This is a genomic window from Roseateles sp. P5_D6 (assembly GCF_054049415.1).
On record NZ_JBFUMK010000007.1, the window covers coordinates 207,929 to 230,415 of the forward strand.

At 68.0% G+C, this 22,487-nt stretch carries 20 protein-coding genes; 8 read left to right on the forward strand and 12 right to left on the reverse strand.

Annotation, left to right across the window (positions count from 1 at the left end):
• Nucleotides 1–127: 127 nt before the first annotated feature.
• The 3 genes from ACXJKM_RS12010 to ACXJKM_RS12020 all read right to left on the reverse strand — a co-directional run bounded on the left by ACXJKM_RS12010 (nt 128) and on the right by ACXJKM_RS12020 (nt 3,067).
• On the reverse strand, nt 128–2,419 hold the full coding sequence (locus tag ACXJKM_RS12010) for a YgiQ family radical SAM protein (RefSeq protein ID WP_457352566.1): 2,292 nt from the start codon (nt 2,417–2,419) through the stop codon (nt 128–130).
• Between the two features lie 86 nt (nt 2,420–2,505).
• Complete coding sequence (locus ACXJKM_RS12015; RefSeq protein WP_056205145.1) at nt 2,506–2,721, reverse strand: cold-shock protein; 216 nt, start codon at nt 2,719–2,721, stop codon at nt 2,506–2,508.
• A 124-nt stretch (nt 2,722–2,845) separates the two neighbouring features.
• Nucleotides 2,846–3,067 carry a (2Fe-2S)-binding protein gene (locus ACXJKM_RS12020; protein ID WP_457352568.1) on the reverse strand — a complete coding sequence of 74 codons (222 nt, stop codon included), beginning with the start codon at nt 3,065–3,067 and terminating at the stop codon, nt 2,846–2,848.
• 106 nt (nt 3,068–3,173) lie between these two features.
• Between ACXJKM_RS12020 and bfr the strand changes: the two genes are divergently transcribed.
• Nucleotides 3,174–3,650: a bacterioferritin gene (gene bfr / locus ACXJKM_RS12025; RefSeq protein ID WP_056205148.1), complete on the forward strand. Its 477-nt coding sequence runs from the start codon at nt 3,174–3,176 to the stop codon at nt 3,648–3,650.
• Nucleotides 3,651–3,701: 51 nt separating this feature from the next.
• On the opposite strand, the gene ACXJKM_RS12030 is transcribed toward bfr, so the two are convergent.
• Genes ACXJKM_RS12030 through ACXJKM_RS12040 form a run of 3 tightly spaced genes read right to left on the reverse strand, consistent with a single transcriptional unit; the run spans nt 3,702 to nt 6,909 of the window.
• Nucleotides 3,702–4,175, reverse strand: coding sequence for a cyanophycin metabolism-associated DUF1854 family protein (locus tag ACXJKM_RS12030; RefSeq protein WP_056205159.1), 474 nt, complete (start codon nt 4,173–4,175; stop codon nt 3,702–3,704).
• The gene (locus tag ACXJKM_RS12035) at nt 4,176–4,670 is read right to left on the reverse strand and encodes a RidA family protein (protein WP_056205161.1); all 495 of its coding nucleotides are present in this window, start codon (nt 4,668–4,670) and stop codon (nt 4,176–4,178) included. It lies immediately after the preceding gene.
• Nucleotides 4,663–6,909, reverse strand: coding sequence for a cyanophycin metabolism-associated ABC transporter (locus ACXJKM_RS12040; RefSeq protein WP_056205165.1), 2,247 nt, complete (start codon nt 6,907–6,909; stop codon nt 4,663–4,665). The genes ACXJKM_RS12035 and ACXJKM_RS12040 overlap by 8 nt, the downstream gene beginning before the upstream one ends.
• 101 nt (nt 6,910–7,010) lie before the next feature.
• On the opposite strand from ACXJKM_RS12040, the gene ACXJKM_RS12045 reads away from it, so the two are divergent.
• On the forward strand, nt 7,011–9,185 hold the full coding sequence (locus ACXJKM_RS12045; protein ID WP_056205168.1) for a cyanophycin synthetase: 2,175 nt from the start codon (nt 7,011–7,013) through the stop codon (nt 9,183–9,185).
• Nucleotides 9,186–9,199: 14 nt separating this feature from the next.
• Nucleotides 9,200–11,773 (forward strand): cyanophycin synthetase, encoded by a 2,574-nt coding sequence (gene cphA, locus ACXJKM_RS12050; protein WP_457352571.1) that lies wholly within the window; start codon nt 9,200–9,202, stop codon nt 11,771–11,773.
• Nucleotides 11,774–11,776: 3 nt separating this feature from the next.
• Here the strand turns inward: cphA and ACXJKM_RS12055 are convergent, their stop codons facing one another.
• The gene (locus tag ACXJKM_RS12055; RefSeq protein WP_457352573.1) at nt 11,777–12,481 is read right to left on the reverse strand and encodes a substrate-binding periplasmic protein; all 705 of its coding nucleotides are present in this window, start codon (nt 12,479–12,481) and stop codon (nt 11,777–11,779) included.
• Nucleotides 12,482–12,678: 197 nt separating this feature from the next.
• On the opposite strand from ACXJKM_RS12055, the gene ACXJKM_RS12060 reads away from it, so the two are divergent.
• The 3 genes from ACXJKM_RS12060 to ACXJKM_RS12070 all read left to right on the forward strand — a co-directional run bounded on the left by ACXJKM_RS12060 (nt 12,679) and on the right by ACXJKM_RS12070 (nt 15,542).
• A complete protein-coding gene (locus ACXJKM_RS12060) occupies nt 12,679–13,152 on the forward strand; it encodes a group I truncated hemoglobin (protein ID WP_056205179.1) in 474 nt (157 codons plus the stop codon).
• Nucleotides 13,153–13,213: 61 nt separating this feature from the next.
• Entirely contained in the window at nt 13,214–14,287 is a 1,074-nt protein-coding gene (locus tag ACXJKM_RS12065) for an MBL fold metallo-hydrolase (protein ID WP_457352575.1), read from the forward strand.
• 7 nt (nt 14,288–14,294) lie between these two features.
• Nucleotides 14,295–15,542: an NRAMP family divalent metal transporter gene (locus ACXJKM_RS12070; RefSeq protein ID WP_056205184.1), complete on the forward strand. Its 1,248-nt coding sequence runs from the start codon at nt 14,295–14,297 to the stop codon at nt 15,540–15,542.
• Here the strand turns inward: ACXJKM_RS12070 and ACXJKM_RS12075 are convergent.
• Complete coding sequence (locus ACXJKM_RS12075) at nt 15,514–16,146, reverse strand: cation transporter (RefSeq protein ID WP_457320696.1); 633 nt, start codon at nt 16,144–16,146, stop codon at nt 15,514–15,516. The two genes, ACXJKM_RS12070 and ACXJKM_RS12075, sit on opposite strands and share 29 nt — an antisense overlap.
• A gap of 78 nt (nt 16,147–16,224) precedes the next feature.
• Here ACXJKM_RS12075 and ACXJKM_RS12080 point away from each other — a divergent pair, with 78 nt between their 5' ends.
• Complete coding sequence (locus ACXJKM_RS12080) at nt 16,225–16,659, forward strand: Cd(II)/Pb(II)-responsive transcriptional regulator (RefSeq protein WP_457320698.1); 435 nt, start codon at nt 16,225–16,227, stop codon at nt 16,657–16,659.
• 4 nt (nt 16,660–16,663) lie between these two features.
• Here the strand turns inward: ACXJKM_RS12080 and pyk are convergent, their stop codons facing one another.
• From pyk to ACXJKM_RS12095, 3 genes are all read right to left on the reverse strand, one after another.
• The gene (gene pyk, locus ACXJKM_RS12085; RefSeq protein ID WP_056205191.1) at nt 16,664–18,094 is read right to left on the reverse strand and encodes a pyruvate kinase; all 1,431 of its coding nucleotides are present in this window, start codon (nt 18,092–18,094) and stop codon (nt 16,664–16,666) included.
• A gap of 67 nt (nt 18,095–18,161) precedes the next feature.
• Nucleotides 18,162–18,635 carry a GNAT family N-acetyltransferase gene (locus ACXJKM_RS12090; RefSeq protein WP_056205195.1) on the reverse strand — a complete coding sequence of 158 codons (474 nt, stop codon included), beginning with the start codon at nt 18,633–18,635 and terminating at the stop codon, nt 18,162–18,164.
• Nucleotides 18,636–18,651: 16 nt separating this feature from the next.
• Nucleotides 18,652–19,245 carry a helix-turn-helix domain-containing protein gene (locus ACXJKM_RS12095; protein WP_457352577.1) on the reverse strand — a complete coding sequence of 198 codons (594 nt, stop codon included), beginning with the start codon at nt 19,243–19,245 and terminating at the stop codon, nt 18,652–18,654.
• A gap of 20 nt (nt 19,246–19,265) precedes the next feature.
• Here ACXJKM_RS12095 and ACXJKM_RS12100 point away from each other — a divergent pair, with 20 nt between their 5' ends.
• Nucleotides 19,266–20,207: a DMT family transporter gene (locus ACXJKM_RS12100; RefSeq protein WP_457352579.1), complete on the forward strand. Its 942-nt coding sequence runs from the start codon at nt 19,266–19,268 to the stop codon at nt 20,205–20,207.
• Here ACXJKM_RS12100 and ACXJKM_RS12105 read toward each other — a convergent pair.
• Nucleotides 20,140–22,476, reverse strand: a complete 2,337-nt coding sequence (locus ACXJKM_RS12105) for an NADP-dependent malic enzyme (protein WP_457352581.1) — start codon at nt 22,474–22,476, stop codon at nt 20,140–20,142. The two genes, ACXJKM_RS12100 and ACXJKM_RS12105, sit on opposite strands and share 68 nt — an antisense overlap.
• Between the last annotated feature and the right edge of the window lie 11 nt (nt 22,477–22,487).

Consider the following 22,487-nt stretch of genomic DNA (forward strand, 5'->3'; position numbering starts at 1 on the left):
GGGCGAGGGCTCCGGGGCTGGGGCATCACGGCGCGGCCGCGGCTCCTACTCGTCAAGTAGCCGCAAGCGTACGGCATCCTCGGCCTTGTAGTCACGAAAAGCAGGGGCAAAAGTCCTGCGAATCGCCTCAACGTTTTGCGGGTTTGCCCGGACGCGGCGCGCTGTTACGACTTGCGCCGGTCACGCGCGGCGGCAGGCCAGTGTGCTGGGTCAAGAGCTGGCCCTTGCGTGGGGTGGCCGGCTTCATCGGCGCCGCACTTGCTGGTTTGGCCGCCGGCGTGACGCCGGTCGAGTTCTTGCGCCGCGCGCTTTCGTAGCTGCCGTCGGTGATGGGCTGGTAGCTCGGGATCAGGTGATGCTTGCCGTTGCCGATCAGGTCGGCCCGGCCCATGGCCTTGAGCGCCTCACGCAGCAGCGGCCAGTTGTTGGCGTCGTGGTAGCGCAGGAAGGCCTTGTGCAGGCGGCGGCGGCGCTCGCCGCGCACGATGTCCACGCTCTCGCCGCGCGTCTCGTCACGGCTGATGCCCTTGAGCGGGTTCTTGCCCGAGTGGTACATCGCCGTCGCCGTGGCCATCGGGCTGGGATAGAAGGTCTGCACCTGGTCGGCGCGGAAGCCGTTCTTCTTCAGCCAGACGGCGAGGTTCATCATGTCYTCGTCRCTGGTGCCGGGGTGGGCGGCGATGAAGTAMGGGATCAGGTACTGCTTCTTGCCGGCCGCCGCACTCGCCGCCTCGAACATCTGCTTGAAGCGGTCGTAGCTGCCGATGCCCGGCTTCATCATCTTGGACAGCGGGCCGTTCTCGGTGTGCTCGGGCGCGATCTTSAGGTAGCCACCGACGTGATGCGTGACCAGCTCCTTCACGTACTCAGGCGATTGCACGGCCAGGTCGTAGCGCAGGCCCGAGCCGATCAGGATCTTCTTGACGCCCGGCAGCGCGCGCGCGCGGCGGTACATCTTGATCAGCGGATCGTGGCTGGTGTTCAGGTTCGGGCAGATGCCCGGGTAGACGCAACTGGGCTTGCGGCAGGCGGCCTCGATCTCGGGGCTCTTGCAGCCGATGCGGTACATGTTGGCCGTCGGGCCGCCCAGGTCCGACACGATGCCGGTGAAGCCCTTGACCTTGTCGCGCATCTCCTCGATCTCGCGGATCACGGAGTCTTCCGAGCGGCTCTGGATGATGCGCCCCTCGTGCTCGGTGATGGAGCAGAAAGTGCAGCCGCCGAAGCAGCCGCGCATGATGTTCACGCTGAAGCGGATCATTTCCCAGGCCGGGATCTTGGTCGCGCCGTCGTGGCCGCCCTTCTCGTCCGCATAGCTCGGGTGCGGGCTGCGCGCGTATGGCAGGTCGAAGACGTGGTCCATCTCCGGCGTCGTCAGCGGGATGGGCGGCGGGTTGATCCACAGGTCGCGCTCGCCGTGGCGCTGCACGAGGGCACGGGCGTTGCCAGGGTTGGTCTCCAGGTGCAGCACGCGGTTGGCGTGGGCGTAGAGCACCGGGTCGCTCTTGACCTTCTCGTAGGCCGGCAGGCGCACCACCGTGTGGTCGCGCGGCGGCATGGTGATGCGGCCGGTCTTGTGGATGGTGATGGGCTTCGCCCCATCGGGCGCGTCGTTGGACGCGCAGGCCTTGTTCTCTTCGACGATCTGGTAGGGGCTGATCAGATCGTCAATGCGGCCGGGACGGTCCACCTCGGTCGAGTCCAGCTCGAACCAGCCTTCGGCCGTCGGGTCGTCATCGCGGCGCATGAAGGCAGTGCCGCGCACATCGGTCAGGCTCTCGATGGGCTCGCGGCGCGCCAGGCGGTGGGCGATCTCGATGATGGCGCGCTCGGCGTTGCCGTAGACCAGCAGGTCGGCCTTGCTGTCCACGAGGACGGAGCGGCGCACCTTGTCCTGCCAGTAGTCGTAGTGCGCGATGCGGCGCAGCGAGGCCTCGATGCCGCCGATGACGATGGGCACGTCCTTGAAGGCTTCCTGGCAGCGTTGGGTGTAGACCAGGGTCGCGCGGTCGGGGCGCTTGCCGCCTTCGCCACCGGGCGTGTAGGCGTCGTCGCTGCGGATTTTTCGATCAGCCGTGTAGCGGTTGATCATCGAATCCATGTTGCCGGCCGCGACGCCGAAGAACAGATTGGGTTTGCCCAGGGCCTTGAAGGCGTCGGCGCTGTTCCAGTCCGGCTGCGCAATGATGCCGACGCGAAAGCCCTGCGCCTCCAGCGTGCGGCCGATCACGGCCATGCCGAAGCTGGCGTGGTCGACGTAGGCGTCGCCGGTGACGATGATGATGTCGCAGGAATCCCAGCCGAGCTGCTCCATCTCCGCCCGGCTCATGGGCAGGAAGGGTGCGGGGCCGAAACGCTTGGCCCAGAACGGGCGGTAAGCGGTCAGGGCCTTCGGGGCAGTGACGGGCAAGGCGGACATAAGAGGTGGATTGTCGACGGCGGACCCAGAAAGCACAAAGCCCGCGCAGGGCGCGGGCTTGACTCAACGGCCAAAGCCGTGAGGGATTACAGCGAACGGATGTTTGCTGCTTGCAGGCCCTTGGGGCCCTGCTTCACTTCGAATTCGACCTGGGCGCCTTCAGCCAACGTGCGGAAGCCGCCGTTGTTCTTGATTTCGCTGTGGTGGGCGAACAGGTCCTTGCTGCCGTCGGCCGGCGTGATGAAGCCGAAGCCCTTGCCGTCGTCAAACCATTTGACAGTGCCGGTTTGGAGGGTGCTCATGGAATTTCCTTACTGTTGTCGTGCTGCGTGGCCCGCCCCAGATCGGCTGCGGAATTCACAACGACGTTCAGGAAATCAGACCAACAAAAAGGCGCCGGATGTCGGCGCCGGGGAGCATTCTAGTTCATGCCGCCAGTCGGATCGGGACGACCACCATGCCGCGTGCCCGCGGAGCGGCGCCTTCGACACGACTTTCCTCGAAAACCGCACAGGCGCAGTCCCGGCAGGCGCCGCAGGCCGTGGCCACGCGCAGGTCATCCTGCAGGGCCTCGAAATCCGGGCAGCCGCTGGAGGCGGCAATCGCGATGTCGCGATCAGAGACTCGGTGGCAGACACAAACAATCATGGGTGCGAAGTCTAATGCGAATCGGTCTCATTTGCAGAAAGAGCGGTTTTGCCGTGGGGCTTTCACTGGGGATACTGCGGCTTAATTTCACGATCCGGAGCTCCCCATGAAAGGCGACCCCCAAGTCATCGCCCACCTCAACGCCCAGCTGAAGCTGGAGCTGACGGCCATCAACCAATACTTCCTGCACGCCCGCATGCTGAAGAACTGGGGCCTGCTGAAGATGGCCAAGCACGAGTACGAGGAGTCCATCGAGGAGATGAAGCACGCCGACAAGCTCATCGAGCGCGTGCTGACGCTGGACGGCCTGCCCAATCTGCAGGACCTGGGCAAGCTCTACATCGGCGAGAACGCCGTCGAGACCATGAGCTGCGACCTGATCATCGAAAAGGCCTCGCACGTCCACCTGAAGGAAGCCGTCGCCTACTGCGAGCAGGTGCGCGACTACGTGTCCCGCGAGATCTTCGTGCAAATCCTCGACGACACCGAGGAACACATCGACCACCTCGAAACCCAGCTGGAGCTGGTCACCACCGTCGGTGAACAGAACTATCTGCAGTCGCAGATGAGCGAGCCCAGCTGAGCACCCTCACCCTCGCGCCGAGCCGCCTCTTGCAGGCGGCTTTTTCTTGTCTCAGAGGAAGCGTTCCAGCAGCCGCTTGGAATGCTTGTCCAGCGCCCAGCGATCCGGCACCTGCAACTGCACGCCATGGGTGGACGTGATCAGCAGGCGGCCCTCTTCCAGGCGGCGGATGTCTTCCTCGCTCTTGAGCACGAAGTCGACCTCGCCGCGGTCGGTCTCGATGCGCCAGGTGCTGGGCGTGGCAAAGGTGTTGACCGAAATCAGGCGCTTGAGCGTCGGATGGAATTCGCGGGCGGCCAGTTCGGCCTCTAGCAACCGGCGCGGCCCCTCGGGCAGGGCCGACAGGCGCTCCACCCAGGCCAGTTCATGGCCGTGCGAGCCGACCAGGGACAGGCCCTCGTCCGGTGCCGAGATCGGGTGGGCACGTACCGGCGTGACACCGACATGGCTGTCGCCGTTCAGATCGGTCAGCAGCAACCGGCCAAGGGCGTCCAGATGCAGGTCGCGGAAGGGCAGTGTGGACATTCAGGACTCCGCGGAGGTCGCGATCAGGTCGAGTTCGACCGCCGCGTTCTTGGGCAGCTGCAGCACGCCGACCGAGGTGCGCGTGTGGGCACCAGCCGTGCCCAGCACGCGCCAGACCAGGTCGGAGGCACCGTCGGCCACTTCGCTGTGCTGGGTGAAGCCGGCGTCGCAATGCACGAAGACGGTCATCCTGACCACGGCCTGCAGCCGATCCAGGCTGCCGAGCTCCTGGCGCAGCAAGGTCAGCGCTCGCAGCACGCAGATGGCCGCGGCACGCTTGGCGCGCTCCAGGCTGACCTCAGCGCCGACGACGCCGGCCACGGCAACATGGTCACCGATGCGCGGGATCTGGCCACTCAGGTAGAGGGTTCGGCCGTCACGCACCAGCGGGCTGTAGCGCCCGCCAATCTGCAGGGGAACGGCGGGGTCGAAGCCGTGTTCCGCGCTGGCGGCATCCAGCTCGCGGTCACGGTCGTGCAGGGCGGTATCAAGCATCGGTGGTGTGGGCGCTGGGGTTGGGGGTCACGGCATGTTCCTCCAGGTCTTCCTGGTCCACGCGGCGGACCTGAGCTTCCCAGAGGCGCCAATAGTGGCCCTGGCGGGCGATCAGTTCGTCGTGCGGGCCCAGCTCGACGATCTCGCCGCGGTCCATGACAACCAGGCGGTCGGCCTTGCGCAGCGTKGAMAGRCGGTGGGCRATGGCRATSGTGGTGCGGCCCTTGACGAGGTTGTCCAGCGCGCGCTGGATCTCCTTCTCGGTCTCGGTGTCCACGGCTGAGGTCGCTTCGTCGAGGATGAGGATGGCCGGATCGATCAGCAGCGCCCGGGCGATGGAGATGCGCTGGCGCTCGCCGCCTGACAGGCCCTGGCCGCGCTCGCCGACGAGGCTGTCATAGCCATGCGGCAACCGCAGGATGAACTCGTGAGCATGCGCGGCGCGCGCGGCTGCGACGATCTCGTCGCGCGTGGCCTCCGGCTTGCCGTAGGCGATGTTCTCGGCGATGGTGCCGAAGAACAGGAAGGGCTCCTGCAGCACGAGGCCGATGTGGCGGCGGTAGTCGGTCACCCTGATGCGCCGCAGGTCCACGCCATCGACCTTGATGGCGCCCTCGGTCACGTCATAGAAGCGGCAGATCAGGTTGACGAGCGTGCTCTTGCCCGAGCCGCTGTGGCCCACGAGGCCGACCATCTCGCCGGGGCGGATGTCGAGGTTCAGGTTGCGGATGACCGAGCGCGAACCGTAGCGGAAGTCCAGGCCCTGCATCGAAATCGCGCCGGTCACGTTCTCGAAGGGCTGGGGGTTGACCGGGTCGGGCACGTTGGAGACGTGGTCCAGGATGTCGAAGATGCGCTTGGAGCCCGCCGCGGCCTTCTGCGTGACCGAGACGATGCGGCTCATCGAATCCAGCCGGCCATAGAAGCGGCCGATGTAGGCCAGGAAGGCTGTCAGCGTGCCGACCGTGATGCTCTGGTGCGAGATCAGCCAGATGCCGACACCCCAGACGACGAGCAGGCCCATCTCGGTCAGCAGCGAGACCGTGGGGCCGAACAGGCTCCAGGTCTTGTTGAGGCGGTCGTTCACGACCAGGTTCTTGGCGTTGGCCTCCCGAAAGCGTTGCGCCTCGCGCCTCTCCTGGGCAAAGGCCTTGACGACGCGGATGCCCGGGATGGTGTCGGCCAGGATGTTGGTGACCTCGCCCCAGACGCGGTCGATCTTCTCGAAGCCGGTGCGCAGCCGGTCTCGCACCAGATGAATCATCCAGGCGATGAAGGGCAAGGGCACCAGGGTGGCCAGCGCCAGGCCCGGGTGGATGTTGAACAGGATCGCCGAGATCATCAGCAGCATCAGCACATCGGTGATGAAGTCCAGCGCATGCAGGCTCAGGAACACGCTGATACGGTCGGTCTCGGAGCCGATGCGCGCCATCAGGTCGCCGGTGCGCTTGTTGCCGAAGTATTCGAGCGACAGGCCGAGCAGATGGTCGAAGGTCGCCGTGCGCAGATCGGCGGCAATGCGCTCGGACACCAGCGCCAGCAGATAGGTCTTGGCCCAGCCCAGCAACCACGAGAACAACGCCGCACCCAGCAAGCCACCCAGCAGCGACCCGACCAGCCTGGTGTCGATCGACTGGCCGTTCTGGAACGGGATCAGCACCCTGTCCATCAGCGGCATGCTCAGGTAAGGCGCCACCAGGGTTGCGCCAATCGAGCCGAGCATGAGCGAGAAGCCCAGCAAGAGCTGGCCCCGGTAGGGCCGCGCAAAGCGCCACAGCCGCAGCAGCACCCAGGTGCTCGGTGGTTTGCTGGCCTCGCCGAAATCGAAGGTCGAGTCCTCGCCGTCATCGGCCTCTTCGAGCACGACATGGCCCGAAAGGCGCTGCACCTCGCGGCCGAAGGCGTCGGCAAAGCGCACCGCCGCCGGATTGCAGGCCAGCGTGAAGCGCCAGCGCGCCAGGCGCCGGTCGGCGTCAAACAGCTCCATGAAGGCCAGGCCGCCATGGTCACTGAGCTTGAGGCTCAAGCCCGGCACCAGCGTGTGTTCGACCCAGCTGGCGCTGGTGGGATCGAGGGCCAGCAGGCGTGAATTCGTCAGCGCGATCAGCCCTTGCGCGAAGTGGCCCTGGGCATCCAGGTCAACCTCCAGCAGGGCCACCACGTTCTCGCCAGCCATGAGCCGCCCCTGAAGGACGGCTGTTTGGGGATGAAGCACTGCAGCGGGAGGAAGGTCTTGCATGTTGTTGTTGGCTCTTACGGGCTGCGGCGATTCTCCGCCATGAGTTCAGCGCACAATTCCACGCGATTGCACCGCGCACAACCCCTTACTCGATACGCTCCATGAGCCAGAAGAACGACATCCGCCTGCTGCGCATCAATTACCTGCGCGGGCCCAATATGTGGACCTACCGGCCGGTGCTGGAGGTCTGGCTGGACCTCGGCGAGCTGGAAGACCACCCCAGCCATGTGTTGCCGGGCTTCAACGAGCGGTTGACGGCCGCCCTGCCCAACCTCGTCGAGCACCACTGCGGCGTCGGTGAGCGCGGCGGTTTCCTGGAACGGCTGACCGAAGGCACCTGGTGCGGCCATGTGCTGGAGCACATCGTCATCGAGCTGCTCAACCTGGCCGGCATGCCGACCGGCTTCGGCCAGACCCGCTCCACCAGCCAGCGCGGCGTCTACCGCATGGTGTTCCGGGCGCGTGACGAGCAGGTCGCCCGCGCGGCCCTGGCCGAGGGTCATGCCTTGATCATGGCCGTCATCAACGACCAGCCCTTCGACGCGCCCGCCGCGGTGGCCCGCGTGCGCGACAAGCTGGACGACTGCTACCTGGGCCCCTCCACGGCGGCCATCGTCGCCGCGGCCACGGACCGCCGCATCCCCCACATCCGCCTGAACGACGGCAACCTGGTGCAGCTCGGCCACGGCGCGCGCCAGCGCCGCATCTGGACGGCCGAGACCGACATGACCAGCGCCATTGCCGAAGGCATCGCCAGCGACAAGGACCTGACCAAGACGCTGCTGAAGGCCGTGGGCGTGCCCGTGCCGGAAGGCCAGGAGGTCAAGACCGCCGCCGAGGCCTGGACGGTGGCACAGGACACCGGCCTGCCCGTTGTCGTCAAGCCCAGCGACGGCAACCATGGCCGCGGCGTCTCCCTGGACATCGCGACCGAGGCCGACTGCGAGGCCGCCTTCGCGCTGGCGGCCCGCCACGGCTCCTCGGTGCTCGTTGAGCGCTACATCCCCGGCAATGAGCACCGCGTGCTCGTCGTGGGCGGCCAGGTGGTGGCGGCCGCGCGCGGCGAAGCCGCCTGGGTGCACGGCGACGGCCGCCAGACCGTGGAGCAACTGGTCGAAAGCCAGATCAACACCGATCCGCGCCGCGGCCTGAGCGAGGACTTCCCGCTCAACCGCATCCGCGTGCACGAAGACACCGCCCTGCTGCTGGACCTGCAACGCCAGGGCATGTCGCCCGAGGCCGTGCCCGCGGCCGGCAAGGCCGTGCTGATCCAGCGCAATGGCAACGTGTCCATCGACTGCACGCCCGAGGTCCACCCCGAAGTGGCGCATGCCGTGTCGCTCGCCGCCCGCACCGTGGGCCTGGACATCGCCGGCGTCGACCTCGTCACCGAGGACATCTCCAAGCCGCTGTCCGAGACCGGCGGCGCCATCGTCGAAGTGAACGCCGGCCCGGGTCTGCTGATGCACCTCAAGCCCGCCGGAGGCGCGCCGCAGCCCGTCGGCCAGGCCATCATCGACCACCTCTTCGCCGAGGACGAGACCGGCCGCATCCCCATCGTCGGCGTGGCTGGCTCGCGCGGCGGGCGCCAGATCACGCGCCTGGTCGCCTGGCTGCTGCACCTGAACGGCCGCCATGTCGGCCTGGCCTGCCGTGACGGCCTCTTCCTGGGCACGCGCCGCGTCGAGAAGCGCGACAGCGCCCGCTGGGACGCCGCCCACCGCCTCCTGATGAACCGCGGCGTCAACGCCGTCGTCATCGAGAACGATGCTGCCTCCATCCTGCGCGATGGCCTGGCCTATGACCGCGCCGCCGTCGGCGTCGTCACCGATCTGGACGGCATCGCCGCGCTGGCGGAGTTCGACGTGCAGGACATCGACCAGCTCTACAAGGTGCTGCGCACGCAGATCGACGTCGTGCTCAGCGACGGCGCCAGCGTGCTCAATGCCGCCCACCCGCGCCTGGTGGACATGGCCGAGCTGAGCGACGGCGAGGTCGTCTTCTACGCGGAGGACGGCAGCCTCGAGGCCCTGCAGCACCACCGCGACCGCGGCGGGCGCGCCGTCTTCCTGCGCGGCGGCGCCGCCGTACTGGCCCATGGCCCGGCCGAGACGCCGGGCGCCAACATCGAGGCCCTGCTGCGCCGCTTTGGCGACCAGGCCATCGATGCCTCGACGCTGCTTGCCGCCGTCGCCGCCGCCTGGGCCCTGGGCATCTCGCCCGAGCTGATCGCCGCCGGGCTCGACACCTTCGTGCCCAACCTGCACCTCGCCTGAAAAGAACACGACTCATGGACGTTTCCCGCACCCGCGCGCTGCGCGGCCCGAACATGTGGAGCCGCCACACGGCCATCGAAGCCGTCGTGCATTGCAACGAGTCCGAGCGCTCGCTCGAGCGCCTGCCCGGCTTCGAGCCGCGGCTGCGCCAGCTCTTTCCCTCAGTCGGCGAGCTGCGCAGAGACGCCTCGCTGGCCCAGGTGCTCGAGCAGGCCACGCTGGCCCTGCAGGCCCAGGCCGGCTGCCCGGTGACTTTCAGCCAGACCCATGTCACGCCCGAGGCCGGCACCTATCAGATCGTCATCGAGTACAGCGAGGAAGACGTCGGCCGGCTGGCCTTCGAGCAGGCGCTCAAGCTCGTGCTCGCTGCGCTGAACGGTGGCGAGTTCGATGCCGACGCGACGCTGGCCCGGTTGCGCGAGCTCGACGAGGACATCCGCCTCGGCCCCTCGACCGGTTCCATCGTCAATGCGGCCCTGGCGCGCGGCATTCCCTACCGCCGCCTCACGCAAGGCAGCCTGGTGCAGTTCGGCTGGGGCGCCAAGCAGCGCCGCATCTGGGCCGCCGAGGTCGACGCCACCAGCGCGGTCAGCGAGTCCATCGCCCAGGACAAGGACCTGTGCAAGCGGTTGCTGCAGGCCGCCGGCGTGCCGGTGCCCATCGGCCGGCCGGTCGAATCGGTGGACGATGCCTGGGCCGTGGCCCAGGAGATCGGCCTGCCCGTCGTCGTCAAGCCGCAGGACGGCAACCAGGGCAAGGGCGTGACCGTCAACGTGACGACACGCCTGGGGCTTGAGGCTGCCTACAAGGCGGCCGACGAGATCGGCCCCGTCATGGTCGAGAAGTTCCTGCCTGGCTCCGACTACCGGCTGCTCGTCATCGGCGACAAGCTGATCGCCGCGGCGCGACGCGATCCGCCGCACGTCATCGGCGACGGCGTGCACACGGTCAAGCAGTTGGTCGACAAGGTCAATTCCGACCCGCGCCGCGGTGACGGCCACGCGACGTCGCTGACCAAGATCCGCTTCGACGACATCGCCGTCGCGCGCCTGACCCAGCAGGGCCTGGCGCCGGAGTCGGTGCCCGACAAGGGTCAGCGCGTCATCCTGCGCAACAACGCCAACCTGTCCACCGGCGGCACCGCCACGGACGTGACGGACGACGTCCACCCGGAGGTGGCTGCACGCGCCATTGCCGCGGCCCAGGTCGTCGGCCTGCACGTCTGCGGCGTCGACGTCGTCGCCGAGAGCGTGCTGCGGCCGCTCGAAGAGATCAGCGGCGGCATCGTCGAGGTCAACGCGGCACCGGGCCTGCGCATGCACCTGAGCCCCAGCTATGGCAAGGGCCGCAATGTCGGCGAGGGCATCGTCGGCCATCTGTTCGGCACCGGCAACAAATCGGGCGGCATGGCCGAGGACGGCCGCATCCCCGTCGTCGCCGTCACCGGCACGAATGGCAAGACCACCGTCACGCGGCTGATCGCGCACTTGTTCGCCAGTTGCGGCCTCAAGGTCGGCATGACCAACACCGACGGCGTGTATGTCGATGGCCGCCAGATCGACAGCGGCGACTGCTCCGGCCCCAAAAGCGCCCGCAATGTGCTGATGCACCCGGACGTGGAGGCCGCCGTGCTGGAGACCGCCCGCGGCGGCATCCTGCGTGAAGGCCTGGGCTTCGACCGCTGCCAGGTCGCCGTGGTCACCAACGTCGGCGCGGGCGACCACCTCGGCATGAACTTCCTGCACACGGCGGAAGACCTGGTGCTGGTCAAGCGCGTCATCGTGCAGAACGTCGCGCCCAACGGCTACGCGGTGCTGAACGCCACCGACCCGCTGACGGCCAGCATGAGCTCGGTCTGCCCCGGCCAGGTCATCTATTTCGCCGCCGACCGCCACCACCCGCTGATGGCAACCCACCGCGCCCAGGGCAAGCGCTGCGTCTATGTGGACGGCGACCAGCTCATTGCGGCCCAGGGCGTCTGGCGCGAGAGCATCCCGCTGCGCGACATCCCCATCACGCGTGGCGGCCTCATCGGCTTCCAGGTCGAGAACGCGATGGCTTCGGTGGCCGCGGCCTGGGCCGTGGGCCTGGACTGGGACACCATCCGCCGCGGCGTGGCCAGCTTCGCCAATGACGCCGACAACGCGCCGGGCCGCTTCAACGTCATGGACTACCGCGGCGCCACCGTCATCGCCGACTACGGCCACAACGGCGACGCGATGAAGGCCCTGGTCGGTGCCGTCGCGGCATTGCCGGCCAAGACCCGCAGCGTCGTCATCAGCGGCGCTGGTGACCGCCGCGACGAGGACATCCGCGTGCAGACCGAGATCCTCGGCGGCGCCTTCGACGAGGTCATCCTCTACGAAGACGCCTGCCAGCGCGGCCGCGCGGCCGGCGAGGTCGTGGCCCTGCTGCGTGCCGGGCTGGAAGGCGCGTCGCGCACCCGGCATGTCGAGGAGATCGTCGGTGAGTTCACGGCCATCGACCGTGCACTGGAACGCCTGCAGCCGGGCGACCTCTGCCTGGTGCTGGTGGATCAGGTGGAAGAGGCGCTGGCCCATCTGGCCCAGCGCATTGCCGCGGGCTGAGGTTCAGCGGTACCTGGCCAGCAGGCGATTCAGTTCGCCTTCGCTGACCAGGCCCTGGATTGCGGTGTTCAACGCCGCCAGGCCCACCGGGCTGCTCGGCGACAACGCGCACTGGGCCAGCACTTCCGACACGACCAGCGGCGGATGCAGAGGCAGCTTGAAGTGACCGATGCGCTGCTGGTACTCCAGCACGCGCCGGCCGGTCAACGCATGGCGGATGCGGCCGAGTTCGAGTTTCTGCAGATTGGCCACCGCATCGGGCGCGTCGTCGCGCAGGAAGCCTGATCGCAGTGCGTCGGCCATCTCCGGATAGACGTAGCCGCGCACCGTGCCGATGGGCTGCCCTGTCAACGCTGTCAACGAGGCCGGTGGCGGCACCGCGGCGGCACTGACGAGCAGGGCCTGGTCAGGCAGGAAGGGCCGGCTCCACGCGAAGGCGCCGGGCAGCCAGTCGCTCTGGTAGTCGCACAACAAGTCGCCCTCGCCGCGTTGCAGGGCTTCGGCCAGGCGCTTGCGCGGCGTCGGGCGGGCCACCAGGTCGCGGCCCAGGCGCCGCGCCAGGGCCTGGCCGATGTCCAGGTTCAGGCCTTCGATGACGCGGTCGCCCTCGATGCGGGCATGCGGCATCAGCGCGCTGGTCTCCACCAGCATCACCAGCGGCCGGGCAGGGTCGGCACCGGCAAGCGGGCACAGCAGCAGCGCGGCCATGCCGCCCACTCCCCTTCGCACCCAATATCGCCGCGTCCCGACCATGGGACTGCATCATGCCGTGCCCGCCAATCCAGGGCGAGCGCAGGGTGGCCAGCCGGCCAGCGGACCGTGACCGGCGCACGAAAACCTGCCGACCCGGCACGCCACGCCCAGGGTCGCATCGCTAGACTCGCCGGTCACCTGCCACACCCCCGATGAAGTCCCGCCTGTCGTTCGCCGCCCTCACCCTGGCCTGGGCCCTGGCGGTGCCGTTGGCCCATGCCCAGACGCAGGCCAGCACGGTCCGCCCCGGCGTGGCCCCGATTCCCCACGATGACCTGCTCTACCAGCAGCTCGGCGGCCAGGAAGCCATCCAGCGCTTCACCAACGATTTCTACGACACCCTGCTGCAGGACGCGCGCATCGCGCGCTTCTTCGACGGCATCAACATGAAGCACCTCAAGCGCGTGCTGGCGGACTACTTCTGCGTCGTTGCCGGCGGCCCCTGCGTCTACGACGGCGTGGGCATGAAGGACGCGCACGCCCACCTGGGCATTGGCAAAGGCGACTTCAACACCCTGGTCGAGCACCTGCAGCGCGCCATGGACAGGGCCAACGTGCCCTTCGGCGTGCAGAACCAGTTGCTGGCCCGCATGGCCCATTTCCACCGCGACATCATCACGAAATGAAGCTCCCAGGCCCGGCATTCGCCCAGCCCGACTCACACTGGACGCGGCCCGGCGTTTCCTCATGAGCTTGCCCCCGCACCACCGCAACGGCGGCTTCCAGAACAACCACGGCGACTTCGAGCCCAAGTCGCTGGCGGACGTGATCCGCTGGCGCTGGAACGCCTCCCGTCGCGGCCTGCCACCGCGCCCGGCTGAGCCCATCCCGACGCAGCCGGCCGATCTCGGCTTCATCCGCACCAACCACGGCGCTGCGCAGCAGCCGGCGGTGACCTGGATCGGCCACGCCACCGTGCTGACCCAGCTTGGCGGCCTGAACCTGCTGACCGACCCGATCTTCTCCGGGCGCGCCTCGCCGCTGCCCTTTGCCGGGCCGAAGCGCGAGCAGCCGCCAGGCGTGGCGCTGGCCGAGTTGCCCCACGTCGACGCCGTGCTCGTCTCGCACAACCACTATGACCACCTCGACCTGGCTTCGGTACGCAGCCTCGCGCGCCAGCCCGGCGGCAGCCCGCTCTTCGTCGTGCCACTGGGCCTCAGGGCCTGGTTCCAGGCACGCGGCATCGAGCGCGTCGTGGAACTGGACTGGTGGCAGGCCGAGCGCCTCGCCGGCGTGGACATCGTGCTCGTCCCGGCCCAGCACTGGTCGGCGCGTGGCCTGAACGACCGCATGAAGACGCTGTGGGGCGGCTTCGCCGTGTTCGCACCGGACTGCCAGCTCTTCTTCGCCGGCGACACCGGCTATTCACGCGACTTCGCCGACATCCGCGAGCGCTTCGCCGAGCGCCAGCAGCCTCATCAAGGCGGCAGCTTCGACATCGCGCTGATCCCCATCGGTGCCTACGAGCCGCGCTGGTTCATGCAGAGCCAGCATGTCAACGTAGAGGAAGCGCTGAAGATCCACGCCGACCTCGGCGCCAAGCGCTCGCTGGGCGTGCACTGGGGCACCTTCGAGCTGACCGACGAGGCGCTGGACGAGCCGCCCCGCCAGCTCGAACGGCAGCGCGCGGCGCTCGGGCTGGCTGAGGAAGCCTTCTTCACGTTGGCCATCGGTGAGACACGGCGTCTGCCGCTTCGCCAAATCCGACAGCCGCCCGAGGAACTTGCCGACAGGCTGCCCCCATCCTCGCGGCTAGGCTAGCCGCGCCATGACTCTCCTTGCCCGTCTTCGTCGGCCTTTCCATGAGCTCGGCCCTGGGCTGATCACCGGCGCGGCGGACGACGACCCGAGCGGCATTGCCACCTACTCCCAGGCCGGCGCGCAGTTCGGCTACGGCATGTTGTGGAGCGTCGTCTTCACCCTGCCGCTGATGGCCGCGATCCAGATCGTCAGCGCCCGCATCGGCTATGTATCCGGCCGCGGCCTGGCGGCCAACATGAAGCGCACGTTCCCGCGCCCTGTGCTGCTGGCGCTGGTGGGCCTGCTGCTGGCAGCCAACACGCTGAACATCGCCGCCGACATCGCCGCCATGTCCAGCGCGCTGCACATGCTGGTGGGCGGCCCGGCGCTGATCTACGCGATCGCCTTCGGCGTGGTCAGCGTGCTGATGCAGGTCTTCCTCGCCTACCAGAGCTATGTGCGCTGGCTGAAGTGGCTGACGCTGGCACTGCTGGCCTATGTCGGCGTGGTCATCGTGCTGGGCCTGGACTGGGGCGAGGTGTTGCTGCACACGATACGGCCCGAGCTGAAATGGAACCGTGACACGGTGCTGATGCTGGTGGCGCTGTTCGGCACGACGATCAGCCCCTATCTGTTTTTCTGGCAGGCGGGCCAGGAGGTCGAGGACTGCGCAGGCCGCCCCTGCAAGCCAGCCGACGTGAAGCGCCATCTGCGCCGCATCAAGCTGGACACGCATGTCGGCATGGGTTTTTCCAACCTCATCGCCTTTTGCATCATGCTGTCCACGGCCGTGACGCTGCATGCCGCCGGCGTGCACGACATCCAGACTTCGGCCCAGGCCATCGAGGCGCTGCGGCCGATCGCGGGTGAGCATGCGGCGCTGCTGTTCAGCCTGGGCATCATCGGCACGGGCATGCTGGCCGTGCCGGTGCTGGCTGGCTCGGCGGCCTACGCGGTGGCCGAGGTGGCCGGCTGGCGCGACAGCCTGAGCCTCAAGCTCGAACGCGGCGAGGGACGCGGCTTCTACAGCGTCATCGCCGTCGCGACCCTGGGCGGCGTGGCCCTGTGCTTCGCGCCGCTGGACCCGGTCAAGGCGCTGTTCTGGTCGGCGGTGTTCAATGGCATCAGCGCTGTGCCCATCATGGCCGCGATGATGGTGCTGGCCACGCGCGAATCCGTCATGGGCGAGCATGTCATCGGCCCCAGGCTGCGCCGCATGGGCTGGGCTGCCACCGGCGTGATGGCGCTTACCGCACTGGCACTGGCGCTGGTCTGAGTTCTTCACGCGCGTGGCGCAGCACCACGCGCGATGAGTGCAAGGCGAGGCCGGCCATGATGACGGCCACGAGCAAGTCGGGCCAGGCCTGGCCGGTCAGCGCCACGCCACCGGCAGCGGCCACGACGGCCACATTGCCCAGCGCGTCGTTGCGACTGCACAGCCAGACCGCGCGCATGTTGGCGTCGCCTTCGCGCCAGGCATAGAGCATCACGGCCACACCCACATTGGCCAGCAGGGCCAGCGTGCCGACGATACCCATGGTCGCGGCCTGCGGTGGCTCGCCCGCCCAGGCGGCCCAGGCCGCGCGGGCCAGCACACCAACGCCGAACACCGCCATCGCCCAACCCTTGACCCAGGCCAGCCGCGCCCGCCACAGCAGCCCGGCCGACAGCACGGCCAGCGACGCGCCATAGTTGGCTGCGTCGCCGATGAAATCCAGCGCATCGGCCCACAGCGACAGCGACCCGGCGCGCCAGCCGGTCGTGATCTCGACGACGGCCATGGCCGCATTGATCAGCAGTGCCGCCCACAGCACACGGCGGTAGGCCGGCGAATTGCCGGGGCTGGGTTCATCGTGATGGTGGTGGCAGGCGTGGCTCATGGCGGGGAAGACCTTGGCTGAAAACTGCCGCTATTGCAAACCCTGGAGCCACACCAGAGTCAAGCCGAGAATCGTCACATGCGTATCGGAGAACTCAGCCGCCTGACCGGAACAAAGGTCGACACCATCCGCCACTATGAGCGCGAGGGCCTGCTGGCGCCGCCACCGCGCACGGATGCTGGATACCGCGTCTATGGCCCGCCTGATGTCGAGCGCCTGCACTTCATCCGCCGCTGCCGCTCGCTGGACATGAACCTGGCTGAGGTGCGGGCGCTGCTGGCGCTGCAGGGCGACGGGCACGGTGGCGCCAACGGAGCAGGTGTGCATGCGCTGCTGGACGCGCACATCGACCACGTCAGCGCGCGCATCACGGCGCTGCAGGAACTGGAGAAGGAATTGCGCGCGTTGCGCGCCCGCTGCCAGGGCAACGAGCCGGCCTGCGCCATCCTCGAAGGGCTGGCCGAGCCGGGCGCCGAGCTACCGCCCAAGAGCCACGTCGGCCACAGCCACTAGGGCATCAGCCGACCCGGCAGACCTTCAGCATGTTGGTGCCGCCGGGGTAGCCCATCGGCTCGCCGCAGGTGATGGCATAGGTGTCGCCGGGCATCAGCACACCGCGCTCGACGAGGATCTTTTCCGCGGCGGCCAGGGCCACGTCGCGGTCCTCGAACTTGGGCATCAACAGCGGCAGCACATTGCGGTAGAGCGCCATCTTGCGCTGGCTGACCGGTTGGGTCGTCAGGCCGAAGATGGGCACCTGAATGCGGTGGCGGCTCATCCACAGTGCCGTCGAGCCGGATTCGGTCAGGGCCAGGATGGCCTTGCAGCCCAGGTGGTAGGCGGTGAACAGCGCGCCCATGGCGATGGACTGGTCGATGCGGCCGAACTGGCGGCCAGCGAAGTCGGTGTCGAGACTGACAAACTCGGCACGCTCGGCTTCCAGCGCGATGTTGGCCATCTGCTCGACGGTCTCGATGGGGTATTTGCCGGCAGCCGTCTCGGCGGACAGCATGACGGCATCGGTGCCGTCCAGCACGGCGTTGGCCACGTCGCTGACCTCGGCACGCGTGGGTACCGGGTTGACGATCATGGACTCCATCATCTGCGTGGCCGTAATGGACACCTTGTCCAGCTCGCGGGCCATCTTGATCATGCGCTTTTGCAGCGCCGGCACGGCTGCGTTGCCCACTTCCACGGCCAGGTCACCACGCGCCACCATGATGCCGTCGCTGGCCTTCAGGATGGCCTCGAGGTGGGGGATGGCCTCGTAGCGCTCGATCTTGGCGATCATGGCCGGCTTGTGGCGATAAGCCTCGCCGGCCACGTTGGCGAGCTGGCGCGCCATTTCCATGTCGGTGGCGTTCTTGGGGAAGCTGACGGCCAGGTATTCGCACTGGAAGGACATCGCGGTCTTGATGTCGTCCATGTCCTTGGCTGTCAGTGCCGGCGCCGTCAGGCCGCCGCCCTGCTTGTTGATGCCCTTGTTGTTGGACAGCTCGCCGCCGAGCTTGACGATGGTGTGGACCTGCGCGCCGCGCACGGACTCGACGGTCAGCACCAGCAGGCCGTCGTTGAGCAGCAACGTGTCGCCGGGCTTCACGTCACGCGGCAGTTCCTTGTAGTCGAGGCTGGCAATGTCCTGGTTGCCGAGCTCGGTGCGGTCGGCGTCCAGGATGAAGGGCGCGCCGGGGATCAGCTCGATCTTGCCGCCCTCGAACTTGCCGACGCGGATCTTGGGGCCCTGCAGGTCGGCCATGATGGCCACCGACTTGCCGACACGTTGCGCGGCTTCCCGGACCATGGTCGCGCGGTCGATGTGGTCCTGCGCCTTGCCGTGGGAGAAGTTCAGCCGCACGACGTCGACGCCGGCGCGGATCATCTTCTCCAGGATCTCCGGCGTGTTGGAAGCAGGGCCGAGGGTGGCGACGATCTTGGTGGCGCGGGTCATGGCTGTCTCGATTCTTGGAAGGCGCGGAATTATGGTCCGCCAAGCCTCGCGCGAGTTTCGTCGTGTTTCAACCCAACACCTTCTCGAAGAAGGAGCTCAATGGATCAGGCGTGTAGCCGCCGAAGGGCCCGCGCTCCGAGTAGCCCAGACGCCGGTACAACGCCAGGGCCTCGGGCTGGTGGATACCGGTCTCCAGCCGCGCGATCCGCAGGCCGCGTTCGGTCAGCTCGGCCTCTAACTGCGCCATCAGCTGCCGGGCGACGCCACGGCCACGCTCGCTATCCAGCACGAAAAGACGCTTGATCTCTCCATAGCCGTCCGCGTCGAAGTGCTTGACGCCGCCGCAGCCGACGAGCTGCTCGCCACGCCACAGCCCGTAGAAGCTGCCCTGCGGTGGGCGCAGGCCATCGGCGGGCTCGAAGTGGTTGCTCTCGCTGGGATAGAGCGCGCCCATATAGGCCTCGGACAGCGCGATCAGACGCCGCGCATCGGGGTGACCGGGGTCCAGCGGCGCAAGGCGGGCGGGCAGTTCGGAACTCATGGTGGTTGGATACCAGTTACAGGGAAGGCACCGTCATCGCGAGCAGATAGCGCGCTGATTCGGCCCCGGGGTTGGTGAAAACGCTGCGCCCAAGGCAGCGAAAGCTGATCGAGTCGCCAGCGCCCAGCTCGAAGACCTGCCCCTGCAGAGTCAGCCGCAGCCGGCCTTCCAGCAGGCACAGGTGGTGTTCCAGGCGCGCGACGGTGGGCTCGTCGTAGGCCAGCTCGGCGCCGGGCGCGAGACGGCCCTCGATGACCTCGGTCGCGAAGCCGGCCAGGGGCGGACAGCGCATCAGTCGCTCGAAGCCGCTCTGCACGTCGTGCCAGCGTGGCAGGTCGGCGGCGCGCAGCAGGCGCACGGGCAAGGCCTCGGCTTCGGCGAGCAGGCGGCTCAACGGCAGGCCGTAAGCGCGGGCCAGGCGCGACAGCAGCGTCGCCGTCGGGCTGGTCTCGGCGCGCTCCAGCCGGCTCAGCGTTGCGCGGCTGACGCCGCTTTTCAAAGCCAGCTCGTCCAGCGACCAGCCGGCGGCCGTGCGCAGCGCAGCCAGCCGCTCGGCCAGTTGACGCTCGAACTGCCCCTCTTCGCTCAATTCAGAGAATTCTTCTCTCATATGAGAATATGCTAGCCGATATGAAGGACCGCCAGCTCGCCCCGTTGATCGCCGCTATGGCCGTCGTGCTGACCTGGGGCGTCAATTTCCCACTGTCCAAGGCCTTGTTCAACCAGGTCGGCCCGACCGGTTTCCTGGGGCTGCGCTATCTGCTGATGCCTTTCTGCGCCGTCGCGCTGCTGTGCTGGCGTTTCGGCCTGCGCTGGCCCCGGCTGGATCGTGGTGAGGTCTGGCCGCTGGTGCGATTGACGCTGATCGGCCAAGGCCTGCACCTGTTGCTGTCGGCCTACGGCATGCAGGGCTCCACTGCCTTCAGCGCCAGCGTGCTGCTGGCCTGCGGGCCGGTGTTCACACTGCTGATCCTGCGCGCGACCGGCGTGGAGAAACTCTCCGCGGGCCAGGTCGTCGGCGTGGCGATGGCGGCCACCGGCGCATTGGTTTTCACATCGGACAAGCTGCTCGCCGCCGACTGGCAGGCCGGCCTGGGCGACCTGACCCTGCTGGCCGCCGCCGCTCTCTTCAGCTACTACACGGTGGCGAGCAAGCCGCTGATCCAGCACCACGGCGGTGTGACGGTGCTGGGTTATGGCAGCCTGGTGTGCACGCTGCCGATGCTGCTGTGGTGCTCGCCGGCACTGGTGTCCTTGGACTGGGCGACGCAGCCCACATGGGTATGGCCGGGCCTGGCCTGGCAGGTCATCGGCGGCGGCTTCCTGGGCTGGCTAGCCTGGGGCTGGGCCAACGAGAAGCGCGGCGTGGCCCGCACCGCGCCGCTGATCTACCTGATGCCGCTGGTGGCCGGCCTCATCGCGTGGCTGTGGGGCGGTGAGCAGTTCAGCGCGCCCAAGCTGCTCGGCGCCGGCGTCATCCTCGCCGGTGTGGCGCTGGCGCAGTTCAGCCCTGCGCTGAACGGGCCTCGCGGGCTTCCCGCACGTCCGCAACCGCCAGAGCCGTCATGTTGACGATGCGGCGCACCGTCGCGGAGGGCGTCAGGATGTGCACCGGGGCTGCCGCGCCCAGCAGGATGGGGCCGACCGTCACGCCGTGACTGGCGCTGATCTTCAGCACGTTGAAGAGGATGTTGGCCGCATCCAGCGTCGGCAGCACCAGCAGGTTGGCGGCGCCCTTGAGCTTGCTGTCGGGCAGGAAGGCCTGGCGCACGCTCTCGGAAAGGGCCGCGTCGCCATGCATTTCACCGTCGCATTCGACTTCAGGGTGGGCGGCCGAGAACAGCTCGTGGGCGCGGCGCATCTTGACGGCCGACGGCCGCGTGCTGGAGCCAAACATCGAATGGCTGACGAAAGCCAGCTTGGGCGGCAGGCCAAAGCGGCTCACCTCCTCGGCAGCCATCGCGGCGATGTCGGCCAGCTCCTCGGCGCTCGGGTCGTCGTTGACGAAGGTATCGGTGATGAAGAGCGTCATCTGCTCCAGGATCAGCGCGTTCATCGCGGCGAACTGGCGCACGCCTTCGCGAAGGCCGACGAGGTCGCGCACCTGCTCCAGGTGGCGGTCGAAGCGGCCGACCATGCCGCAGATCATCGCGTCGGCGTCGCCCAGCTCGATGGCCAGCGCACCGATCGCCGTGTTGGAGCGCCGCACGGCGGACTTGGCCATCTCGGGCGTGAAGCCGTTGCGCTTCATGCGGGCGTAGTAGGCCTCCCAGTACTGCCGGAAGCGCGGGTCGTCCTCGGGGTCGATGACGGCAACGTCTTCACCCAGCTTCAGCCGCAAGCCGGCGCGCTCGATGCGCGCCTTGAGCACCGCCGGTCGGCCGATCAGCGTCGGCTTGCACAGGCCCTCGTCCAGCGCCACCTGCACCGCGCGCAGCACGCGCTCGTCCTCACCCTCGGCGTAGATGACACGTGCGCACTCGGCCTTCGCGGTGGCGAACACGGGGCGCATGAACATGCCGGTCTGGTAGACAAAGCGCTCCAGCGACTGGCGGTAGGCGACGAGGTCTGCCACCGGCCGCGTGGCCACGCCGTCGGCCGCCGCAGCCGCAGCGACCGCGGGCGCGATGCGCAGGATCAGCCGCGCGTCAAACGGCTTGGGGATCAGATATTCCGGGCCAAAAGCCAGTTCCTGGCCGGCATAGGCCGCGGCCACTTCATCGCTGGTCTCGGCCTTGGCCAGCGCCGCGATCTCGCGCACGCAGGCGAGCTTCATGCCTTCGGTGATCTTGGTCGCGCCGCAGTCCAGCGCGCCGCGGAAGATGTAGGGGAAGCACAGGACGTTGTTGACCTGGTTGGGGTAGTCGCTGCGGCCCGTGGCCATGATGCAGTCCGGCCGCACGGCCTTGGCCAACTCGGGGCGGATCTCGGGCTCGGGGTTGGCCAGCGCCAGGATGATGGGCTGACTGGCCATGGTCTTGACCATGTCGGCCGTCAGCACCCCGGCGGCCGAGCAGCCGAGGAAGACGTCGGCGCCATCGACCACATCGGCCAGTGTGCGCGCCGCCGTGATCTGGCAATAGCGCTGCTTGGACTCGTCCAGCTTGCCGGCCTTCGCGTCTTCACGTTCGGACTGGATGACGCCGCGCGAGTCGCAGACGAAGACGTTGTCGCGCTTCACGCCCAGGCCCACCATGACGTCCAGGCAGGCGATGGCGGCGGCCCCCGCGCCCGACACGGCCACCTTGACCCTGGCGATGTCCTTGCCCACCAGCTCCAGGCCGTTGAGCAGCGCCGCCGACGAGATGATGGCCGTGCCGTGCTGGTCGTCGTGGAAGACCGGGATGTTCATGCGCTTGGACAGCTCGCGCTCGATGTAGAAGCACTCGGGCGCCTTGATGTCCTCAAGGTTGATGCCGCCCAGGGTCGGCTCCATGGCCGCGATGATGTCGATCAGCTTGTCCGGGTCGCGCTCGGCGAGCTCGATGTCGAACACATCGATGCCGGCGAACTTCTTGAACAGGCAGCCCTTGCCTTCCATGACGGGCTTGGCGGCGAGCGGACCGATGTCGCCCAGGCCCAGCACGGCGGTGCCGTTGGTGATGACGCCCACCAGGTTGCCGCGCGACGTGAAGTCGGCCGCCAGCGACGGGTCGCGTTCGATGTCGAGGCAGGGATAGGCCACGCCCGGGGAGTAGGCCAGCGACAGGTCGCGTTGGTTGGACAGCGCCTTGGTCGGCGTGACCGAAATCTTGCCGCGCGTCGGGCTGCGGTGATAGTCCAGAGCGGCTTCGCGCAGCGCAGCTTCGGCAGGCGACAAGGGAGCGTTGTTCTTTTCCATGAGGGTGACTC

Coding starts and splice junctions, on each gene's coding strand:
- ACXJKM_RS12080 (WP_457320698.1), top strand. CDS start 16,225: ATGCGTATCGGAGAACTCAGCCGCCTGACCGGAACAAAGGTCGACACC.
- ACXJKM_RS12105 (WP_457352581.1), bottom strand. CDS start 22,476: ATGGAAAAGAACAACGCTCCCTTGTCGCCTGCCGAAGCTGCGCTGCGC.
- ACXJKM_RS12100 (WP_457352579.1), top strand. CDS start 19,266: ATGAAGGACCGCCAGCTCGCCCCGTTGATCGCCGCTATGGCCGTCGTG.
- pyk (WP_056205191.1), bottom strand. CDS start 18,094: ATGACCCGCGCCACCAAGATCGTCGCCACCCTCGGCCCTGCTTCCAAC.
- ACXJKM_RS12020 (WP_457352568.1), bottom strand. CDS start 3,067: ATGATTGTTTGTGTCTGCCACCGAGTCTCTGATCGCGACATCGCGATT.
- bfr (WP_056205148.1), top strand. CDS start 3,174: ATGAAAGGCGACCCCCAAGTCATCGCCCACCTCAACGCCCAGCTGAAG.
- cphA (WP_457352571.1), top strand. CDS start 9,200: ATGGACGTTTCCCGCACCCGCGCGCTGCGCGGCCCGAACATGTGGAGC.
- ACXJKM_RS12045 (WP_056205168.1), top strand. CDS start 7,011: ATGAGCCAGAAGAACGACATCCGCCTGCTGCGCATCAATTACCTGCGC.
- ACXJKM_RS12070 (WP_056205184.1), top strand. CDS start 14,295: ATGACTCTCCTTGCCCGTCTTCGTCGGCCTTTCCATGAGCTCGGCCCT.
- ACXJKM_RS12065 (WP_457352575.1), top strand. CDS start 13,214: ATGAGCTTGCCCCCGCACCACCGCAACGGCGGCTTCCAGAACAACCAC.
- ACXJKM_RS12035 (WP_056205161.1), bottom strand. CDS start 4,670: ATGCTTGATACCGCCCTGCACGACCGTGACCGCGAGCTGGATGCCGCC.
- ACXJKM_RS12095 (WP_457352577.1), bottom strand. CDS start 19,245: ATGAGAGAAGAATTCTCTGAATTGAGCGAAGAGGGGCAGTTCGAGCGT.
- ACXJKM_RS12060 (WP_056205179.1), top strand. CDS start 12,679: ATGAAGTCCCGCCTGTCGTTCGCCGCCCTCACCCTGGCCTGGGCCCTG.
- ACXJKM_RS12090 (WP_056205195.1), bottom strand. CDS start 18,635: ATGAGTTCCGAACTGCCCGCCCGCCTTGCGCCGCTGGACCCCGGTCAC.
- ACXJKM_RS12015 (WP_056205145.1), bottom strand. CDS start 2,721: ATGAGCACCCTCCAAACCGGCACTGTCAAATGGTTTGACGACGGCAAG.
- ACXJKM_RS12030 (WP_056205159.1), bottom strand. CDS start 4,175: ATGTCCACACTGCCCTTCCGCGACCTGCATCTGGACGCCCTTGGCCGG.
- ACXJKM_RS12075 (WP_457320696.1), bottom strand. CDS start 16,146: ATGAGCCACGCCTGCCACCACCATCACGATGAACCCAGCCCCGGCAAT.
- ACXJKM_RS12055 (WP_457352573.1), bottom strand. CDS start 12,481: ATGGCCGCGCTGCTGCTGTGCCCGCTTGCCGGTGCCGACCCTGCCCGG.